The organism is Synechococcus sp. MIT S9451 (assembly GCF_047304725.1).
In the GTDB taxonomy this organism is placed as follows: Bacteria; Cyanobacteriota; Cyanobacteriia; order PCC-6307; family Cyanobiaceae; genus Synechococcus_C.
In genome coordinates this window covers 1,192,832-1,206,884 of record NZ_CP138971.1, presented here as the reverse complement: position 1 = coordinate 1,206,884, position 14,053 = coordinate 1,192,832, and the positions used below count along the sequence as shown (strand labels likewise).

The window sequence follows — 14,053 nt, the reverse complement described above, 5'->3', positions numbered from 1 at the left end:
AGGCCCGAGGGCAGCGGCTCCCGAGTCAGGTGTGATGGGAGCCACCGTTAAGGGGCATCACAGCAGCCACCGCACATCCCAGTGGAGACGTGTTAAGACCGCTTTCGCCAAAGCGAGTTAGCGTTGCTCACGTGAAGGGTGCGCCGCTCTTTCTATTGGACGGCTCGGCACAACGCCATCACTCCGGATTCAACGACTCTGAAGGGAAAGATCCGACCTCAACCGATTTTGCTTTCCTTGAAGACCATGCGCCTCCTGCGCTCTGCTGCACATATCCCGCTCATTTGCGCGCCTTTACTTGTTCTGAGCTCATGCTCAGACCTTCAGGAGAATCGATTCATTTCAGTATATTGTTCAAGCTCCAATCATGCGCTCGATCAAGCTAAAGCAGCCTTTGATACCTATCCAGACGCGAGCTCCCTTCATGCACAAAGAGCCTCTCAAGGCAAAGAACCTTTATGGGCTTTTGATAGAAAAACTGGTCAAATCTATGCATACGAAGGATGGCCCACAGAAGCTTTTATCCCTCTTACAAAGACCGAAGAGAAAGAAATAGCGGCAGGATCAGGAGCTTACTGGGAAGAGTACCAGTCTTCTCTGAGCCCTGACAAGAAGCGGGTGGAGATCAAGATGCGACATATGAAGAGAGATTCACTCATGAATGAGAACCTCATCGGTGAGGCTCTCATTCATTTTTCCTTCGATGAATTGCAAATTACCTGGGGCGCGGGTGGTTCTACTGAGTTAGTAGAGAAATGCGTGCTAGTACCCACTCTTGGCATCCAAATTAATTGGAAGGAGCATGGCTAGGCATCATGCAGAACGGTGATCAGTGCTCCCAATTCCGTGAAGCGAGCTGACGAAAAGACTCCTGCTACTCATGCCGTTGCAAATTCTCAGCGAGTCACCAGCACGGGCCCAAGACAATTCAGAAGCCTGACTTCAGGCCCATACCAAGAAACAGCTCCAGCTAGTTGAGCACCGTTAGTTGTTGAATTCGAGCCCGACGGACCCAGGCGGCCAATGCATCGATATCTGATCGATCCGGAATGCAGATGCAGCCAGTACCTGGAAAACAGCGATGGATGCCAAGCGCACTGCGAGTGGTCTCAAACCGAGGCTGCAAATCAAACCAGAGATCATGCCCCCAGGGTTCCGGTTGACCAAGGGCATAGATCCCGATCGGTAGAGGAGAAGCATTGCCAGGGCTCCAGCGGCGATCTGCATGTTGTCGCTGGGAGACCCCACTGGCCGCATCCCAGCTGGCGAGCAGTCTTCGCCCACGATGCAACTCCACTTTCCAGATGGGATTGCCATCCGGAAACCATTCATCCGTTCGGCGAGCACTAAGAAGAGGGACCTCTCCGACCAAGAGATCCGCTGTCGGACCAGCCTGACCGGGTGGTTGCAATGGAAGCTGCGCAGCTACAGCGCCAGAAGAGATGGCACTTGGCTGGAGCTCTTGGGTGCTGTCGAGAGACGAACAGGCAGCAAGAAAGCAAATAACAGCCAGTGAGACTGCTCGCAGCAAAACGATCAGCGCAGAAATCACATCAACTCTGGCGGAGCCAAAGCCAAAAGGCTGTGCCTACGAATGATTAGCAGTTGATTCTTATGCGACGAGCGAACTGGCAAGCCGCTTGTGTGAAGTCAACGCAATGCCTGGTGCAGTGAGCGAGCAAGCCAGAAGGAGCATGGATGCCAACGAGTACGGGATTGAATGGTGGGGAGCAACCATCACACAAACTCTGCGGGCACTATGCAGCAGACGGCTTCTGACTCAGCTCGGAGAGAGTGGGCATCGGATCAGGCTCACCATCAGCGATGGCACGAGCTCGCAGATAAAAGCCGCTATGGATTGCACCAGCAGCCTCTAGATCTGATGCGATCTTTTGCCAGTTTTTAATTTCGGATTGATCCATACCAACCTGAGGTCAACACCAATTTGACTGGTCGGACTGGACCACTGCCACACGTTCCAAGGGTGGTTGCCGAACCAACGACCGAACAACACCAACCGTGCGGAGATCCATAGCTTGTCTCGATGATCAATGACCCCCATGAACCACCATCGCTTGTCTGTCGAACAGAGATTTCAGCTTGAAGCCGCCTTCCGTGAGATTGATGCCTGTCAAGAACTGGCTGCACTGAAAGAGGTCACCAAGCAAATCCTTACCGCACATGAGAACGAAAAAGCATTTGTTCGTGAAGCCACCACTCACCTACGCAAGGAGCTAGAAACACGCTCAGCATCCAGAGTTGGCCTCCATACCAAAGCGATGCAAGATTTTTCTGATGCGCGCGAGTGATCAAACACCCACTCTGGGCACAAGCCGCTCTGAGCCCATCACCATCAAGACAGGCTGAGGCAGGCAAGAGAACGGGCAGTCGCCAATATGTATCGCCGGTGATGACGATGCTGTGTGGTTGCTTCGGAAGCGCCCTTTTTGGCATCAAGTATCTGCATGATCCTCACCAACTGAGAGTTTCATGAGTGTGACGATCTTCAGCACTTGCCTGGACACTGCTTCGATGCAGCATCCAACGAAACGGCACGCCATCGATATGTAAAGCCACTGGAAACCCCACTCACCCAGCCAAGAGAAAACGATAAGATTATTTGACGCGATTGGGCTTCAAAGCCACCGCGCGCGATCCGATAAGCGTCAACTCAAATGAGCAGAAGAGGCATCCACCCCCTTTTGATGGGGTGCAACAAAGCAGAGAGAGCCAAGGAGCAACAGCAGAAGGAACTGACTGGCTATGAGTCAGCCCAGCGCAAGCGTTTCTTGCTCTCCGAAGAGGAAACCAAACAAGAAGAAGCTGCTTAGACAGCCTTTTCAACCGGTTGTGATCAGCTCACACACTTGGGTCGATCGCTTCACAACCACGAAACTCCTGCAAGCATCCCCCTGAACAGAGCAGCCCCCTTGGGTCAACTCTGAACGGTTGGATGAAATTGATGGCAGAGCGATCAGTCGCAATCACCAGGGACGAGATCATCGTTCGTCGCAGCCAGCAGAGACCTGTGTGGTCTTGAGAGCGACTGAAACTCCAAGGCGGCAATCGACGCGCGCAGAGTGCCAACCGTGAGAAACAGATTGATGACACGACAAGGCCATCACAGTGACTGGCCTGCAGTCTTGACCATCCACAGCCGATAACACTGTTGATCTTCCGCGGGCTGGTCAACGCTTGCCAGATGAAAAGTCGGCAACACGGCATTGCATTGAATGATGCGTTGACTTCGCTGCTGCCAGATACAAATGATCAGAGCAGGAACAAGAGCTGATGGCTCGTGACCACCACCTCACTGATCACGAGGCGATACCTCAAGCGATTGGCAGGGGAGAGCCTGCATTCCTGCAGGATGTTGTTCGATGCAATGACCTGGCCAGCGAGGCTGCACGACAACCTGCATGGTCTTGGCTGACCCTGGTCGACTTGATCGTGAACTGGTGTGGAGACCACAAAGCAGAGGAACGTTTACTTTCAGCCGAAGGTGACTGCAACGCGGAAGCATGAGCTGCCAACAAAAAAGTGCAACTTGCCGTACCAATAGCTGACAGCATCAGCCTCAACTCTTCACTCACGCGTGCTCAAAACTGGATCCACCAAGATGCCTAGCCAGAACAGATTGAAGCAAAACCGGCCCTTAGACATCCATCATGTTTGCAACTTGATGCTCGACGACAACAGTGACCAGCTTGTAGAGCTTGGCCTATCTGCTGAAATGCATGCGGAGCTATCAGCCATGCGTTCCACGTATCGAGATGCTGAGCGACTCCAGGAGCTGGCTGAGCAACGAATGGTTGCGTATGAGATGGGATACAACCGCCTGAAGCAGCTCATGCTTGCCGATCAGCCAGCCATCCAGACCACAACACTCGCCTCGAAGGGAGGTGAGATGCAATCACGATCTCAACGACCAACACGGGAACAAAGTCGTTGAGATTGGCTGCAGAGCCATCGCACTTTCAAGCATGATCAGCAGGATCTTGCTGAAATCGAGGCTCAAGATCGAGACTTTGAGCGCTTCGCAGGATCAGGCACGGCTCTGGATGAGATCCACTGCAGGAACGCAGTTGAGGGACAGAGAAGAGTTGGGTAACGCCTGATGCAGCATCCAGACCACACACCCAACGATGCGACGCAGGGCCGCAACGCGTCGTGGAGCCAACCCATGCAGGCTCAACAAACAGCCGCACACCAACAAGGCCAACGCAATCACAGCATCAAGGCATTCAGCCAAGAGGCCGCCGGAAGAGATCACTTCAACGCGAACATCAAGAGATAAATTTTAAAATATTAAGACGGACAAGCTTCTTATACCAAAAAACCAGAGAGATCATCATCGCAAATGCAAATACCATTCCCATTCCCCACTCAACAGTTCTTTCTACACCCAACCAATCAAGGCAATGGAAAGCTGAGCCCATAAAAAAAATAAACGCCAAGGCGAGACTCCTAGGCGCGAGCAAAATAGAGCTAGACAATTTTCTCACCTTCAGAACCCAAAGCAATGTTAATCAGAACGATGAAAAAACCCAAGGACACAACAACCATTGGCAAGACGGCAATCCCCATACTCAGCACATCTGCTGAACCTAAAAACATCTTTCGCGCATAGACAGCACTGATCAAAGAAAGCATTGCGCAGACCAATGCTTTACTCATCAGCCCCGTCATCGATTGAGCAACGAGCGCTTTAAAGCGGAGTGCTAGTTCAGCCATAGAGCCAGGAGAACCACAACCTCCAGGTTAAATCGAGCCAACGGCTAACCCTCATCAATTGAGCCAAGCACTGGCGACATACGGCCCATCTCAACGCACAAAGCATACATAGATGCGAACATTTCCTTACAACCTTTTGCCACCATCTTCAATAACCCCAGCCTCACAAGGAAACCATCCAAACTTCCTCACACCGATCATCCCAAAACAAAACATCACTGCTCACGACACAATCACAACCAATGCGTGAATCGCATCCTGCCATTGCCATCAGAGAAAGGAGGCCGCCGTGGCGAGAGTTGATCGCAGCGTGAGCAACAAGTGTGAGCAACAACCGTGCAGCAACAACTGTGCAGCACATTCAGGCGGGCAGGCCCCAGAACAGCCTCCCCTCCCAGCGAGAAGGGCAGACAGAAGCGAGAACACTAAATCACACTCAATCAGCGCCCAAATGCCAGTGGCAGCAAAAGAACTCAAAGATGATGCCCTTCAAGCACTGGATCCTTTAGTCTCTTAATTAAGGCGAAGATTGATAAGAGCATGGAGTGGAGCAGCGAAGCGGAACAAGCCCTGAAGGAAGTTCCTTTCTTTGTGCGTCCTGCCGTGCGCAAGAAAATCGAATCAATCGCCAATGCCGCCGGCATCAACGTGATCGATGCTGATGTGTATGCCGAAGCCCGCGCCCAGTTCAACAAAAGGGGATAACCATGGCCAAGCGACGGCCATCAACATTGGCCCGATCCCTAACGCGCCGGCCGCGACTCCCCCTGCTCACAGCGCTCAGCACACTCGTGGCAGCCACGGTGCTGGCCAGGCCAACCGCCCTCGTCACCTTCGGACTGATCGCTCTGGCAGGAACGCTGAACAGCAAACGCCATCCGCAAGGACGGATCATGAGGTAAAAGGGAGGGCATTAGTAGCTTTTCCCTCATGTCGCAGTCGAAGCGAGAGCAGGTAGTCAGCCACCTGCGCTACATCCGTCAGGAGCTGCGAGAAATGCACCAAGGCGTGATGGAGGACGGGCTGCTGCCAGAAGCAGGCGAAGTGCGTGGTGTGATGGCTCAGATGGAAGCCCTGCTCGAGCTACTGGAAGGGAAGGGATCCAGGAAGGCCAAAGCAGAGTCGAAATAAGCAATCGCCCCCTTGCCAAGCCCCTCGTGGGGAGGTTTGCTTGGGACATGCGTGCTGACGGCGGGCCAAGGACTTCAACAGTCGAGCCCTCTTTACCCCCACCCGTAGTGCATCGTTACGGCACGAACACCAGAAATGGTGTATATAGCTAATGGCAGGGCACTGGGTCGGGTGATGGGGATCATCTACTGTCATCCCTGCCTCTTTTTCCACGGGATTGACCGGATCCTTCCGCATGGTGCCGGAGAGCGATGAGTCAACGTTTACAGACAACTCAGCTGCAAAGAAGCTTGGGTGATTGGTGGGGGCGACTGCAGCGCTGGGCAGACAACCCATGGCGACGAGCCTCCTTGCTGCTGATCTTGATGCTTGCCAGCTTCCTGATCGGAAGTTCCGTGGGGTCGATCGCAGGCGCCAGCGCGCTGATGGATCCTGTGGCTGCTCTCATCACAGTGGCCTTCTGGGAACTGCTGGTCAGGATCCGCCGGCCATGGCCGAAGCGAACCGAGACCCTTTTAGGCCTGCAAATGATCGATATGATGAGAATCGGCTTGCTCTACGGCCTGCTGCTGGAAGGCTTCAAATTGCTCTGAACAGAGCCCATCACAACGCGCACGCCTTGCATCCGGATCAATTCCGAAGTTTCAAAGCAAAACGGTCATTTCCTAACAACGTCCATACCCTTCGGGATAGGACCGTTGCTACAGGGTTGATGGCAGCAGAGCATTTCTTCCTCGAGCTAGAGCCACCAGAAGAGAGGCTCCGCGATGCGCCCCACGTTGTGATCGTGGGAGGTGGATTTGCAGGCGTCAGGGCCTGCAAGGCCCTTGCCAAGGCTGATGTGCGCATCACCTTGATCGACAAGCGCAACTTCAATCTGTTTCAGCCCCTGCTGTACCAGGTCGCCACTGGCCTGGTCTCTCGTGGTGATGTTGCCACCCCACTTCGTCAGCTCGTGGGCAAACAAAACAACGTTCAGGTGCTGCTGGGCGAGGTCACCAATCTCAAGCCTGAAAGCAAACAAATCATTTTCAACTCCAGGGCCTACAGCTACGACCATCTGGTTCTGGCCACGGGCTCCGGAAGCACCTTCTTCGGCCATGAGCAGTGGCGCACCTTTGCGCCCCCAATGAAGATCCTCGAGCACGCTGAAGAAATCCGTCGACGTCTGTTGATGGCGATTGAGCAGGCAGAACAATCACCGGATCCTGCGGCCCGCAAGTTCCTCCAGACCGTTGTCATTGTTGGAGGTGGGCCCACCGGCTGTGAAATGGCTGGTGCGGTGTCGGAACTGATGCGCAACGCGATGCGTCGCGAGTTCAAGCAATTGAACACCGAGGACACGCGAATCGTGCTGGTAGACCCAGGAGACAGGCTGCTCAAGGCGATGCCGGAGTCGTTGTCAAAGGCGGCGCAGAGCAGCCTCGAAAAGCTTGGAGTGGAAGTGCAATTCAAGGCTCGGGTGCAAACGATGCAACCGGGCGAAGTGACGATGAGCACCCCGGAGGGTGACCTGCTCATCCAGGCGGCCACCGTGATCTGGACCGCTGGGGTGCGCCCTTCTCACCTTGGCCGAAAACTGGCCGAAGCAATCGATTGCGAACTCGACCGAGCCGGTCGAGTGGTTGTCGAACCAGACTTCTCGATCCAAAGCCATCCGGAGATTCGGGTAGTGGGGGATCTTTGCTCCTACCTCCACACCAGCAGCGGCAACCCACTTCCTGGCATGGCCGGACCTGCCACCCAGGCGGGAGGTTTCGTGGGCAAAGACATTGGCGCCATCGTGGCTCAAAGACCTCGCCCGAACTTCAACTGGTTTGATTTCGGCAGCATGGCCGTGCTCGACCGGGTCGACGCAGTCGCCGATCTGCGTGGCTTGAAATTCAGCGGCGGGATTGGCTGGATCCTCTGGGCACTGGCCCACCTCGCCTTCATGCCCGAGCGTGAAAACCGCTTGACCCTTCTGATCAAGTGGATCTTTGCGGTGACATCACAACAACGAGCATCCATGCTGCTCACTGGCATGCCTAGCCAGCACATCGGCCTGGATGCTCCAGATGCACCTTTCCCGATGCAGAGCGGAGGCACAGGCCCCTCGATCTCGGCGCCCGATGCTGCCTTGAAGGCCGCCATGGAGTACTACTCCAATCAGGTGTCAGGCCATCAGGATCATCCCGCAGACACGTCAGAAGGCTCCACCGACGATTCTGCAGCTGCCATGAGATAAAGCAGGGCCATGCGCACTGGGATGCCGTTGCGCACCTGCTCCTCGACCAAACAGCGGGATGTGTCATCAAGAAGGGAGCCACTCATCTCCACCCCACGGTTGACGGGTCCTGGGTGGAGAACAGGAATATCAGCACCACACCGCTGCAAACGTTGATGGCTGAGGCCATAGGCGCGGTGATAGCGATCGAGATCGGTGAGCAGATGCTGGCGCATGCGTTCTTTTTGAAGACGCAAGGTCATCACCGCATCCACCCCAGCCAAAGCGGTGTCGAGATCTCGCTCCACGCTGACCCTGCCACGTTGGGGTACCGGATCCCACTGCTGACCAGGGGGAGGCGCATCCACAAAGCGGGCAAAGCTCTCGGGGAGCAAACTCGGCGGTCCGCAAAGGGTCACATCCACACCACAGGCAGTGAGTGCCCAGAGATTGGAACGGGCCACGCGGGAATGAAGGATGTCTCCCACAATCAACAAACGTTTGCCCTCAAGGGCATCGATCGATGCCCCTTGAGGATCGAAATAATGGGCCAAGGTGTAGAGATCGAGCAATCCCTGGCTGGGATGGCTATGCAGCCCATCGCCGCCGTTGAGCACCATCGTGCGTTCACCGGACGCTTCGAGCGATTCCGCCAGCTGCTGAGGAACACTGGTGCACTGATGACGCACCACCAGCACATCCGCCCCCATGGCCACATAGGTGCGCGCCGTGTCGAGCAGTGATTCACCCTTGCTCAAGGAACTACTGGCTGGCGCGAAGCTCTGAACATCCGCAGAAAGACGCTTGGCAGCCAACTCAAAGCTGCTTCGGGTGCGTGTGCTGGGTTCAAAAAACAAGGTGGCAACCAGCCTGCCCTGCAACGCCGGCAACTTGCGCGCTCCGGTTAAGGGCATGGAGCGGAAGCGTTGGGCAAGCTCCAACACCATCGCGAAATCGTCGCGAGAGAACGCCGCCAGATCGAGGATGTGGCGATGGCTCCAGCTGCTCATGCCGTTACGGCTCCATCGGGCATCCAGGCAGCGGAAACAGGCGGGAGCCGATCACCACGGGCCCGCTTACTAACGCTGCGGCTCGCCTGGAGATACCAGCGCCAGGGCAACTCATGCCCCTGGGAGATTCCGATCCGGGTGGTCGTCACAAGCACAGGCTGCTCGAGTGCTGCTGGTCGCGGCGCCAGCCACAACTCATTCTCACCACAAACTGAGCAGCTGTCATCACTGCGATCGATCCCGAAACGACGTGCAAGAAGCCCCGGACCGGCCGCAACCCTTTCAGGCTCAGCAGGGAGAGCAATCGCGCGAAGAAGTACCCCGTTAGCCCATTCAGAGCGGTGAGTCACCACATTCACGCAGTGGTGGATGCCATAGCTCACATACACATAAAACCGCCCTGGCTCGCCAAACAGGGTTTCGTTCTGCGGTGAGCGGCGCCGGTAGCCGTGGCAGGCAGGTTCATCCTGTGAATACGCCTCCGTTTCCACCACCACACCCCAGAGCAGGCTGCCGTCTGTTTGGCGTTTCACCAACCGGCAGCCAATCAGCTCAGGGGCAACGACCTCCGCTGGACGGCAGAAGAAGGATTGAGGGAGGGATTGGGAGGGATTGGGAGGGATTGGGAGGGATTGGGAGGGCGTGGTGGCTATGGGAGTGGCTTAGCAGATGGCGTGGATTGGCAATAAAAGACAACCACGGGGATTGCATTAAATGATCTATAAACAATTAAACTCCAGACGCAGATTGCTGGGAACATGACAATTCAAGCGAGCCTCAGGTCATAAAGATTATCGGCGTATTCAGAACAGTAACTTTTAATTTCACTTAGCGCCTGCTCTGGCTCAAGAGAATGCCAGAAATCAACATTTGCGTTCCAAGGAAAAACCGACAAGCGATCTTCCCGCGCAAAATAACCCATACGAAATGCTTCCGATGCTGACAAATCAGGCAAAGCAGGAGCAACGCTCTGCTTCACAAAGAAAGCGTTATTCCATTCAACAGCAGCCAAAGAATAACCAAATTTCTTTACGACGGCACAAGCAGCCGCAATAGAGCAGCCATAAAAGTGATCACCCCGATGAACGTGCTCGTGATTATATCTGACAGAAAAGATTACGCCTTCGGGAATCTTTTCGTTAATCTCCATAGTTATGAGCGAAGGCAAGTAGCCAGACTTGAGCAACGATTCAATAACGAATAAATCCCAAGAGTCAATATCAAGATTCAGAATCTGAAAGTCTTGAGGCACATCGCAAGCCTTGAGAATATTTACAATATTATACGGGCTGACCTTCGCCCTTACGAGGGAAATATTCTCGCGATTAGAATAAAGGGTTGAGAGCGACGAAAATTTCAGGGAGTCGCACTCAATCATACATCCGCTCCAGCCATAAATATACGCATATTTGTTCGTTGAAGACTGGCTGACGCCATCGCTGGCACCAATATCAACAACCCAACTGGCACGTGGCTGCTCAAGCGGATTTATTAATCCGATCTCACTAGCAAGCGCATCAAGTGTCGCCTCTTCATTCGCGAATGATGTATCGAGATATACTCTACAGCGCTCTAATAAAGCCACTATTCCACAAGGTAGAGAATTTTTAATCAGCCACTTCGCAACAGACTTGGCACGCGGAATCATCATTTATGGTGCAACTTTTTCAATTTTATCACAACCCGCTCGAGCGCATCAGGTTAATTACTAAAGATCAGCGATTTCCACCTAGCTTTAGAAGTTTGCCATATTCTTGTCTTACAGCTTGAGCAATAGCTTGACCAAGGCGTGCATAAGCACCACCAGATTTTCTCAGCTCTTCAAACATCGCCACCTCCACATCAGGTAGCCGAATGGTGATGGTCTTCATTTGACCACCTCCAGGCGATCCAATCGCTCCAGCTTCTCAGCAATCGCTTCACGGCAGAATGCTGAGATATTCAAGCAACATCTTCTCTTCAGCAGAAGAAGGATTTGTGTAGGGCTGGGAAATCCTTGGTAATAGGCTGGGTGGCTGATGCAAGCCAAGTAGTCACCTACCCCATAATCTCAGACTCAACCCACCTCTACTCACACACTCCCTATGCGATCACGAAGAGCTAGAACTTTTATTCTAAAAATCAGGAAAGAAGCCAAAGGGGCGATGTAACCGAACAGAACACCCACCACAAGCCCAATCAGCCCTGCGGCATCGTCAGAGCCACCAGCTGCACCAATAACAGCCCCAAGAATCCCTCCAACAATAGCGGCAGCGACAATAGATACAATCGCGGTCAGCGTAGCCACCAAAAATGGCTTCCAATAATCAAGATAAATCGCGTACCCAAGGGAGGCAAAAAATGCGAAGAAGAGGTGAAGAACACCCATTACAACTAAATTGACACCTGCTCTTTTGGCATCCTTTTCAGACTTTTCCAATTCGGTCATAACTCAGTCAAGTTTCTTTGACTTTTTCTTTATGACCCAAAAAGGATTGGCAACAAGCAGCGCTTAGGAAATGCCTAACCCCTTTAATGGCAAGGTACATCCTGGAAATACGCCTCCGTTCCCACAATCACGCCCCTGAACAACGCACCAGAGGGCTTGCGTTTGACCAACCTGCAACCAATCAGCTCAGGGGCAACGACCTCCGCTGGACGGCAGGAGAAGGCGTGGGGCAGAGCTGTGTAATTCTTTGCGATGGATTGGTGACTATGGGAGTGGCTTGAGGAATCGAAAGCAATCCTTACTTACGGATCAACTTCTTCAGCGCATTTCTGACTTCGCCAGAAATAGACGCAGAAATAAAACCTCTCGCGCGACCAACTCGCATCTCCAGACGATCAGCCATAGATCTATTGCCCCTATAAAAAGCAAAATAGTCCTTGAGCTGATCCGACAACTTGACGCCGCCATTATCGGAATATTTTGCGACCGACAAAGTGAAGTCGGGGAAGTATAAGTTATTGGCTCCAGCAATAGTAGTTTTCATAAAGTTACCTATCAAGAGATCGTCAAATATTTCTCTTTTAACAGCCCTCATTAAAGATTTCCTTGGCACCTCAAATTGAAGATCGACAGACCCTCTACCATCTGACAAGACGCTAGCCTTACTGTCACCGACAAGCAAGCTTATAGACCTAAAGCTTCTAGATAGGGATGAGATCGAATTGAAATACTGCTTACACAAACCAATATCTCGGTCAGTGAGCTTGTCCGACCAGCTATCACCGAATGCCGCCTCGTCAACAGGGGCATCTAAAACCTTTTCAGGTGGGTTTATAGAATAGAATTTAATCTCACCACCCTCAAATAGAATCCGCTGAAAAGGAGGATAAATACGCTTTCCCCCATCTCCAGAAAAACCCTCTGAGTACGCAGAAGTGGGAGTTATGTATTCATTAGCCCACCAGGAGTCACGGCGTTGATACTGATGGAAGGAACTAAATGGCACTGCAATATTGCACTTAAATTTCTTCATATAGGCGCTAAAGTCCCTGCCTACTGGAAATTTATTTGCAGCGACTGGAGGGATTTGGCACCCATTTTCATCAAACAAATTAATCATGTCTGCATCTCCATAACCATGAAGAGCAAGATAAATCGAGTTTTCATATGAAGCAGCCAGACGAGAAACCGAAGTAACGAAACCTATTGCCCCCGAGTCATTAAGATTAACCAGCAAAGATTTAGACTTTCCATCATTAACTTCTACCATCAACGCAGAGTCCTGGAGCTCGTTGCTAAACAGCATTACTCTGGTTCTCGCACCTAGAGAAATCCACTTAGCAGAAGGAAGGTTTAATACAGTAAAGCCAGCAGAACGGAGTTCTCGCTCAACCCGCGATCCATAATGCTGGGCGAGAAGTATTGTCGCACCTTTAAAATGCCGCAAAGAAGCAAGGTTTAGATGATCGGGATGAAAATGTGATATGAATATAAACTTACACTTTGCAAGCTTGAATCTTTGTTCCTCGGGAACTTTATGCGAGAGGACCCATGAACCAAAATATGCTGGATCCTCATCAAGCCATACATCGGTAGCCAAGAGGGGCTCCCCCCCTTCAGACACGATCAAAGTTGCATTGCCGATGGTTTCAACTTCTACCATTGCAGCGGAGCAAACAATTGTATAATATCACATATTGATGGAATCCGCCCTATATTCAGCCTTGATTTTATCAGCGACCCATCTCTGAAAATCTCTGAGGCTTTTGTTTTTCCTCTTTAATTCAATAAGCATCGCAGCCTCCACATCAGGCAGGCGAACAGTAATGGTCTTCACTGGACTGCCTCCAGTCGCTCCAGCTTCTCCGCAATCGCTGCTCTGCAAAATGCTGAGATATTCAGGCAACGGCTTCTCTTCAATAGGAGCAGTACCTGATGAAGTTGTTGAGCTTCTCCCTCTGGGTAGGTAATCGTGAGTTGGTTTCGTCTCATCTCTTTCTCGTTGATAGGTCACTATTGAATGGATCAAGGGCAATCAGCTCCAAGTTGGTCTGTTTTCCCAAATAACTACTGATACGCCTGTATTCAGGCTCTTCTGGGTTCATGCGCTGAATATCAATGGATTTCCATTTAAATAACGTCTTGACCTTGGCTGGCAATCGCCTCTGAAACAGGGTTTCCATCCCAACTTGATTATTTAGGCTCTCTGGCAACTTCTCCACAATCAGGTGGGTGTGGAATTGACCTGTTCCCTGGTAGCTAGTTTCGTGAAAAAACAGCATCCGTGGATAAGGATACTCTCCAGCACCTTTGACGCTCTTATCACGGCTCTTGTAGATGATGCGATGCAGTTTTCGCTTTAGGTCAGTGACATCCTTTAGCAGATCATCTTCTTTGCTGGGGTGGTCTCGGTAGTGAAAACTAACAAACCACCAGGGGCGGATGCTGTGGAGCTCATCATGAATAAGGTGCTTGATCTTCCTTTTCAACCTTTGTGCCTGTTGCCTCTGTTGTTGTTGGTCTTGAGTTTTTATTGATGTCATT

At 52.3% G+C, this 14,053-nt stretch carries 21 protein-coding genes; 8 read left to right on the top strand and 13 right to left on the bottom strand.

The genetic code is table 11. The features are described 5' to 3' along the window. Positions 1-246 precede the first annotated feature (246 nt). Positions 247-810 (top strand): hypothetical protein, encoded by a 564-nt coding sequence (locus SIB72_RS06035; RefSeq protein ID WP_413744967.1) that lies wholly within the window; start codon positions 247-249, stop codon positions 808-810. Positions 811-970: 160 nt separating this feature from the next. Here SIB72_RS06035 and SIB72_RS06030 read toward each other — a convergent pair whose 3' ends face one another. Further along, positions 971-1,411 carry a hypothetical protein gene (locus SIB72_RS06030; protein ID WP_413744966.1) on the bottom strand — a complete coding sequence of 147 codons (441 nt, stop codon included), beginning with the start codon at positions 1,409-1,411 and terminating at the stop codon, positions 971-973. A gap of 346 nt (positions 1,412-1,757) precedes the next feature. Further along, on the bottom strand, positions 1,758-1,922 hold the full coding sequence (locus SIB72_RS06025; protein WP_413744965.1) for a hypothetical protein: 165 nt from the start codon (positions 1,920-1,922) through the stop codon (positions 1,758-1,760). Positions 1,923-2,051: 129 nt separating this feature from the next. Between SIB72_RS06025 and SIB72_RS06020 the strand changes: the two genes are divergently transcribed. Together SIB72_RS06020 and SIB72_RS06015 are read left to right on the top strand one after the other, a co-directional pair. Beyond that, positions 2,052-2,309 (top strand): hypothetical protein, encoded by a 258-nt coding sequence (locus SIB72_RS06020; RefSeq protein WP_413744964.1) that lies wholly within the window; start codon positions 2,052-2,054, stop codon positions 2,307-2,309. Positions 2,310-3,754: 1,445 nt separating this feature from the next. Continuing rightward, the gene (locus SIB72_RS06015) at positions 3,755-3,952 is read left to right on the top strand and encodes a hypothetical protein (protein ID WP_413744963.1); all 198 of its coding nucleotides are present in this window, start codon (positions 3,755-3,757) and stop codon (positions 3,950-3,952) included. A 93-nt stretch (positions 3,953-4,045) separates the two neighbouring features. Here SIB72_RS06015 and SIB72_RS06010 read toward each other — a convergent pair whose 3' ends face one another. Both SIB72_RS06010 and SIB72_RS06005 read right to left on the bottom strand, forming a co-directional pair. Further along, positions 4,046-4,273: a hypothetical protein gene (locus tag SIB72_RS06010; RefSeq protein ID WP_413744962.1), complete on the bottom strand. Its 228-nt coding sequence runs from the start codon at positions 4,271-4,273 to the stop codon at positions 4,046-4,048. A gap of 215 nt (positions 4,274-4,488) precedes the next feature. Beyond that, positions 4,489-4,734: a hypothetical protein gene (locus SIB72_RS06005; protein WP_413744961.1), complete on the bottom strand. Its 246-nt coding sequence runs from the start codon at positions 4,732-4,734 to the stop codon at positions 4,489-4,491. Positions 4,735-5,274: 540 nt separating this feature from the next. On the opposite strand from SIB72_RS06005, the gene SIB72_RS06000 reads away from it, so the two are divergent. The 5 genes from SIB72_RS06000 (at position 5,275) to SIB72_RS05980 (ending at position 8,092) form a co-directional block, all read left to right on the top strand. Further along, a complete protein-coding gene (locus SIB72_RS06000; RefSeq protein WP_115120041.1) occupies positions 5,275-5,439 on the top strand; it encodes a PCP reductase family protein in 165 nt (54 codons plus the stop codon). 26 nt (positions 5,440-5,465) lie between these two features. Next, positions 5,466-5,636, top strand: a complete 171-nt coding sequence (locus SIB72_RS05995) for a hypothetical protein (RefSeq protein WP_413744960.1) — start codon at positions 5,466-5,468, stop codon at positions 5,634-5,636. A 28-nt stretch (positions 5,637-5,664) separates the two neighbouring features. After that, on the top strand, positions 5,665-5,865 hold the full coding sequence (locus tag SIB72_RS05990) for a hypothetical protein (RefSeq protein ID WP_007099795.1): 201 nt from the start codon (positions 5,665-5,667) through the stop codon (positions 5,863-5,865). A gap of 251 nt (positions 5,866-6,116) precedes the next feature. Next, the gene (locus tag SIB72_RS05985; RefSeq protein ID WP_413744959.1) at positions 6,117-6,458 is read left to right on the top strand and encodes a DUF565 domain-containing protein; all 342 of its coding nucleotides are present in this window, start codon (positions 6,117-6,119) and stop codon (positions 6,456-6,458) included. Positions 6,459-6,577: 119 nt separating this feature from the next. After that, positions 6,578-8,092, top strand: a complete 1,515-nt coding sequence (locus SIB72_RS05980) for an NAD(P)/FAD-dependent oxidoreductase (RefSeq protein ID WP_413744958.1) — start codon at positions 6,578-6,580, stop codon at positions 8,090-8,092. Here the strand turns inward: SIB72_RS05980 and SIB72_RS05975 are convergent. The 9 genes from SIB72_RS05975 to SIB72_RS05935 all read right to left on the bottom strand — a co-directional run bounded on the left by SIB72_RS05975 (position 8,035) and on the right by SIB72_RS05935 (position 14,052). Then, complete coding sequence (locus SIB72_RS05975) at positions 8,035-9,081, bottom strand: aspartate carbamoyltransferase catalytic subunit (RefSeq protein WP_413744957.1); 1,047 nt, start codon at positions 9,079-9,081, stop codon at positions 8,035-8,037. The two genes, SIB72_RS05980 and SIB72_RS05975, sit on opposite strands and share 58 nt — an antisense overlap. Further along, positions 9,078-9,734: a DNA-3-methyladenine glycosylase gene (locus SIB72_RS05970; RefSeq protein ID WP_413745058.1), complete on the bottom strand. Its 657-nt coding sequence runs from the start codon at positions 9,732-9,734 to the stop codon at positions 9,078-9,080. The genes SIB72_RS05975 and SIB72_RS05970 overlap by 4 nt, the downstream gene beginning before the upstream one ends. A 113-nt stretch (positions 9,735-9,847) precedes the next feature. After that, the gene (locus SIB72_RS05965) at positions 9,848-10,732 is read right to left on the bottom strand and encodes a hypothetical protein (RefSeq protein WP_413744956.1); all 885 of its coding nucleotides are present in this window, start codon (positions 10,730-10,732) and stop codon (positions 9,848-9,850) included. Positions 10,733-10,796: 64 nt separating this feature from the next. Beyond that, positions 10,797-10,952, bottom strand: coding sequence for a hypothetical protein (locus SIB72_RS05960; protein ID WP_413744955.1), 156 nt, complete (start codon positions 10,950-10,952; stop codon positions 10,797-10,799). Between the two features lie 200 nt (positions 10,953-11,152). Next, on the bottom strand, positions 11,153-11,509 hold the full coding sequence (locus SIB72_RS05955) for a hypothetical protein (protein ID WP_413744954.1): 357 nt from the start codon (positions 11,507-11,509) through the stop codon (positions 11,153-11,155). 83 nt (positions 11,510-11,592) lie between these two features. Then, positions 11,593-11,679, bottom strand: a complete 87-nt coding sequence (locus tag SIB72_RS05950) for a hypothetical protein (protein ID WP_413745057.1) — start codon at positions 11,677-11,679, stop codon at positions 11,593-11,595. A 128-nt stretch (positions 11,680-11,807) separates the two neighbouring features. Then, entirely contained in the window at positions 11,808-13,172 is a 1,365-nt protein-coding gene (locus SIB72_RS05945) for an MBL fold metallo-hydrolase (protein ID WP_413744953.1), read from the bottom strand. A gap of 27 nt (positions 13,173-13,199) precedes the next feature. After that, positions 13,200-13,415, bottom strand: a complete 216-nt coding sequence (locus tag SIB72_RS05940; protein WP_413744952.1) for a hypothetical protein — start codon at positions 13,413-13,415, stop codon at positions 13,200-13,202. 82 nt (positions 13,416-13,497) lie between these two features. Continuing rightward, positions 13,498-14,052, bottom strand: coding sequence for a hypothetical protein (locus SIB72_RS05935; protein WP_413744951.1), 555 nt, complete (start codon positions 14,050-14,052; stop codon positions 13,498-13,500). Position 14,053: the final 1 nt, after the last annotated feature.

Bases quoted from the DNA above. Each gene is read 5' to 3' on its own strand.
- SIB72_RS05955 (WP_413744954.1), bottom strand. From the start codon at position 11,509: ATGACCGAATTGGAAAAGTCTGAAAAGGATGCCAAAAGAGCAGGTGTC.
- SIB72_RS05990 (WP_007099795.1), top strand. From the start codon at position 5,665: ATGTCGCAGTCGAAGCGAGAGCAGGTAGTCAGCCACCTGCGCTACATC.
- SIB72_RS06020 (WP_413744964.1), top strand. From the start codon at position 2,052: ATGACCCCCATGAACCACCATCGCTTGTCTGTCGAACAGAGATTTCAG.
- SIB72_RS05945 (WP_413744953.1), bottom strand. From the start codon at position 13,172: ATGGTAGAAGTTGAAACCATCGGCAATGCAACTTTGATCGTGTCTGAA.
- SIB72_RS05960 (WP_413744955.1), bottom strand. From the start codon at position 10,952: ATGAAGACCATCACCATTCGGCTACCTGATGTGGAGGTGGCGATGTTT.
- SIB72_RS05975 (WP_413744957.1), bottom strand. From the start codon at position 9,081: ATGAGCAGCTGGAGCCATCGCCACATCCTCGATCTGGCGGCGTTCTCT.
- SIB72_RS05965 (WP_413744956.1), bottom strand. From the start codon at position 10,732: ATGATGATTCCGCGTGCCAAGTCTGTTGCGAAGTGGCTGATTAAAAAT.
- SIB72_RS06035 (WP_413744967.1), top strand. From the start codon at position 247: ATGCGCCTCCTGCGCTCTGCTGCACATATCCCGCTCATTTGCGCGCCT.
- SIB72_RS06025 (WP_413744965.1), bottom strand. From the start codon at position 1,922: ATGGATCAATCCGAAATTAAAAACTGGCAAAAGATCGCATCAGATCTA.
- SIB72_RS06015 (WP_413744963.1), top strand. From the start codon at position 3,755: ATGCGTTCCACGTATCGAGATGCTGAGCGACTCCAGGAGCTGGCTGAG.
- SIB72_RS05985 (WP_413744959.1), top strand. From the start codon at position 6,117: ATGAGTCAACGTTTACAGACAACTCAGCTGCAAAGAAGCTTGGGTGAT.
- SIB72_RS05935 (WP_413744951.1), bottom strand. From the start codon at position 14,052: ATGACATCAATAAAAACTCAAGACCAACAACAACAGAGGCAACAGGCA.
- SIB72_RS06005 (WP_413744961.1), bottom strand. From the start codon at position 4,734: ATGGCTGAACTAGCACTCCGCTTTAAAGCGCTCGTTGCTCAATCGATG.
- SIB72_RS05980 (WP_413744958.1), top strand. From the start codon at position 6,578: ATGGCAGCAGAGCATTTCTTCCTCGAGCTAGAGCCACCAGAAGAGAGG.
- SIB72_RS06000 (WP_115120041.1), top strand. From the start codon at position 5,275: ATGGAGTGGAGCAGCGAAGCGGAACAAGCCCTGAAGGAAGTTCCTTTC.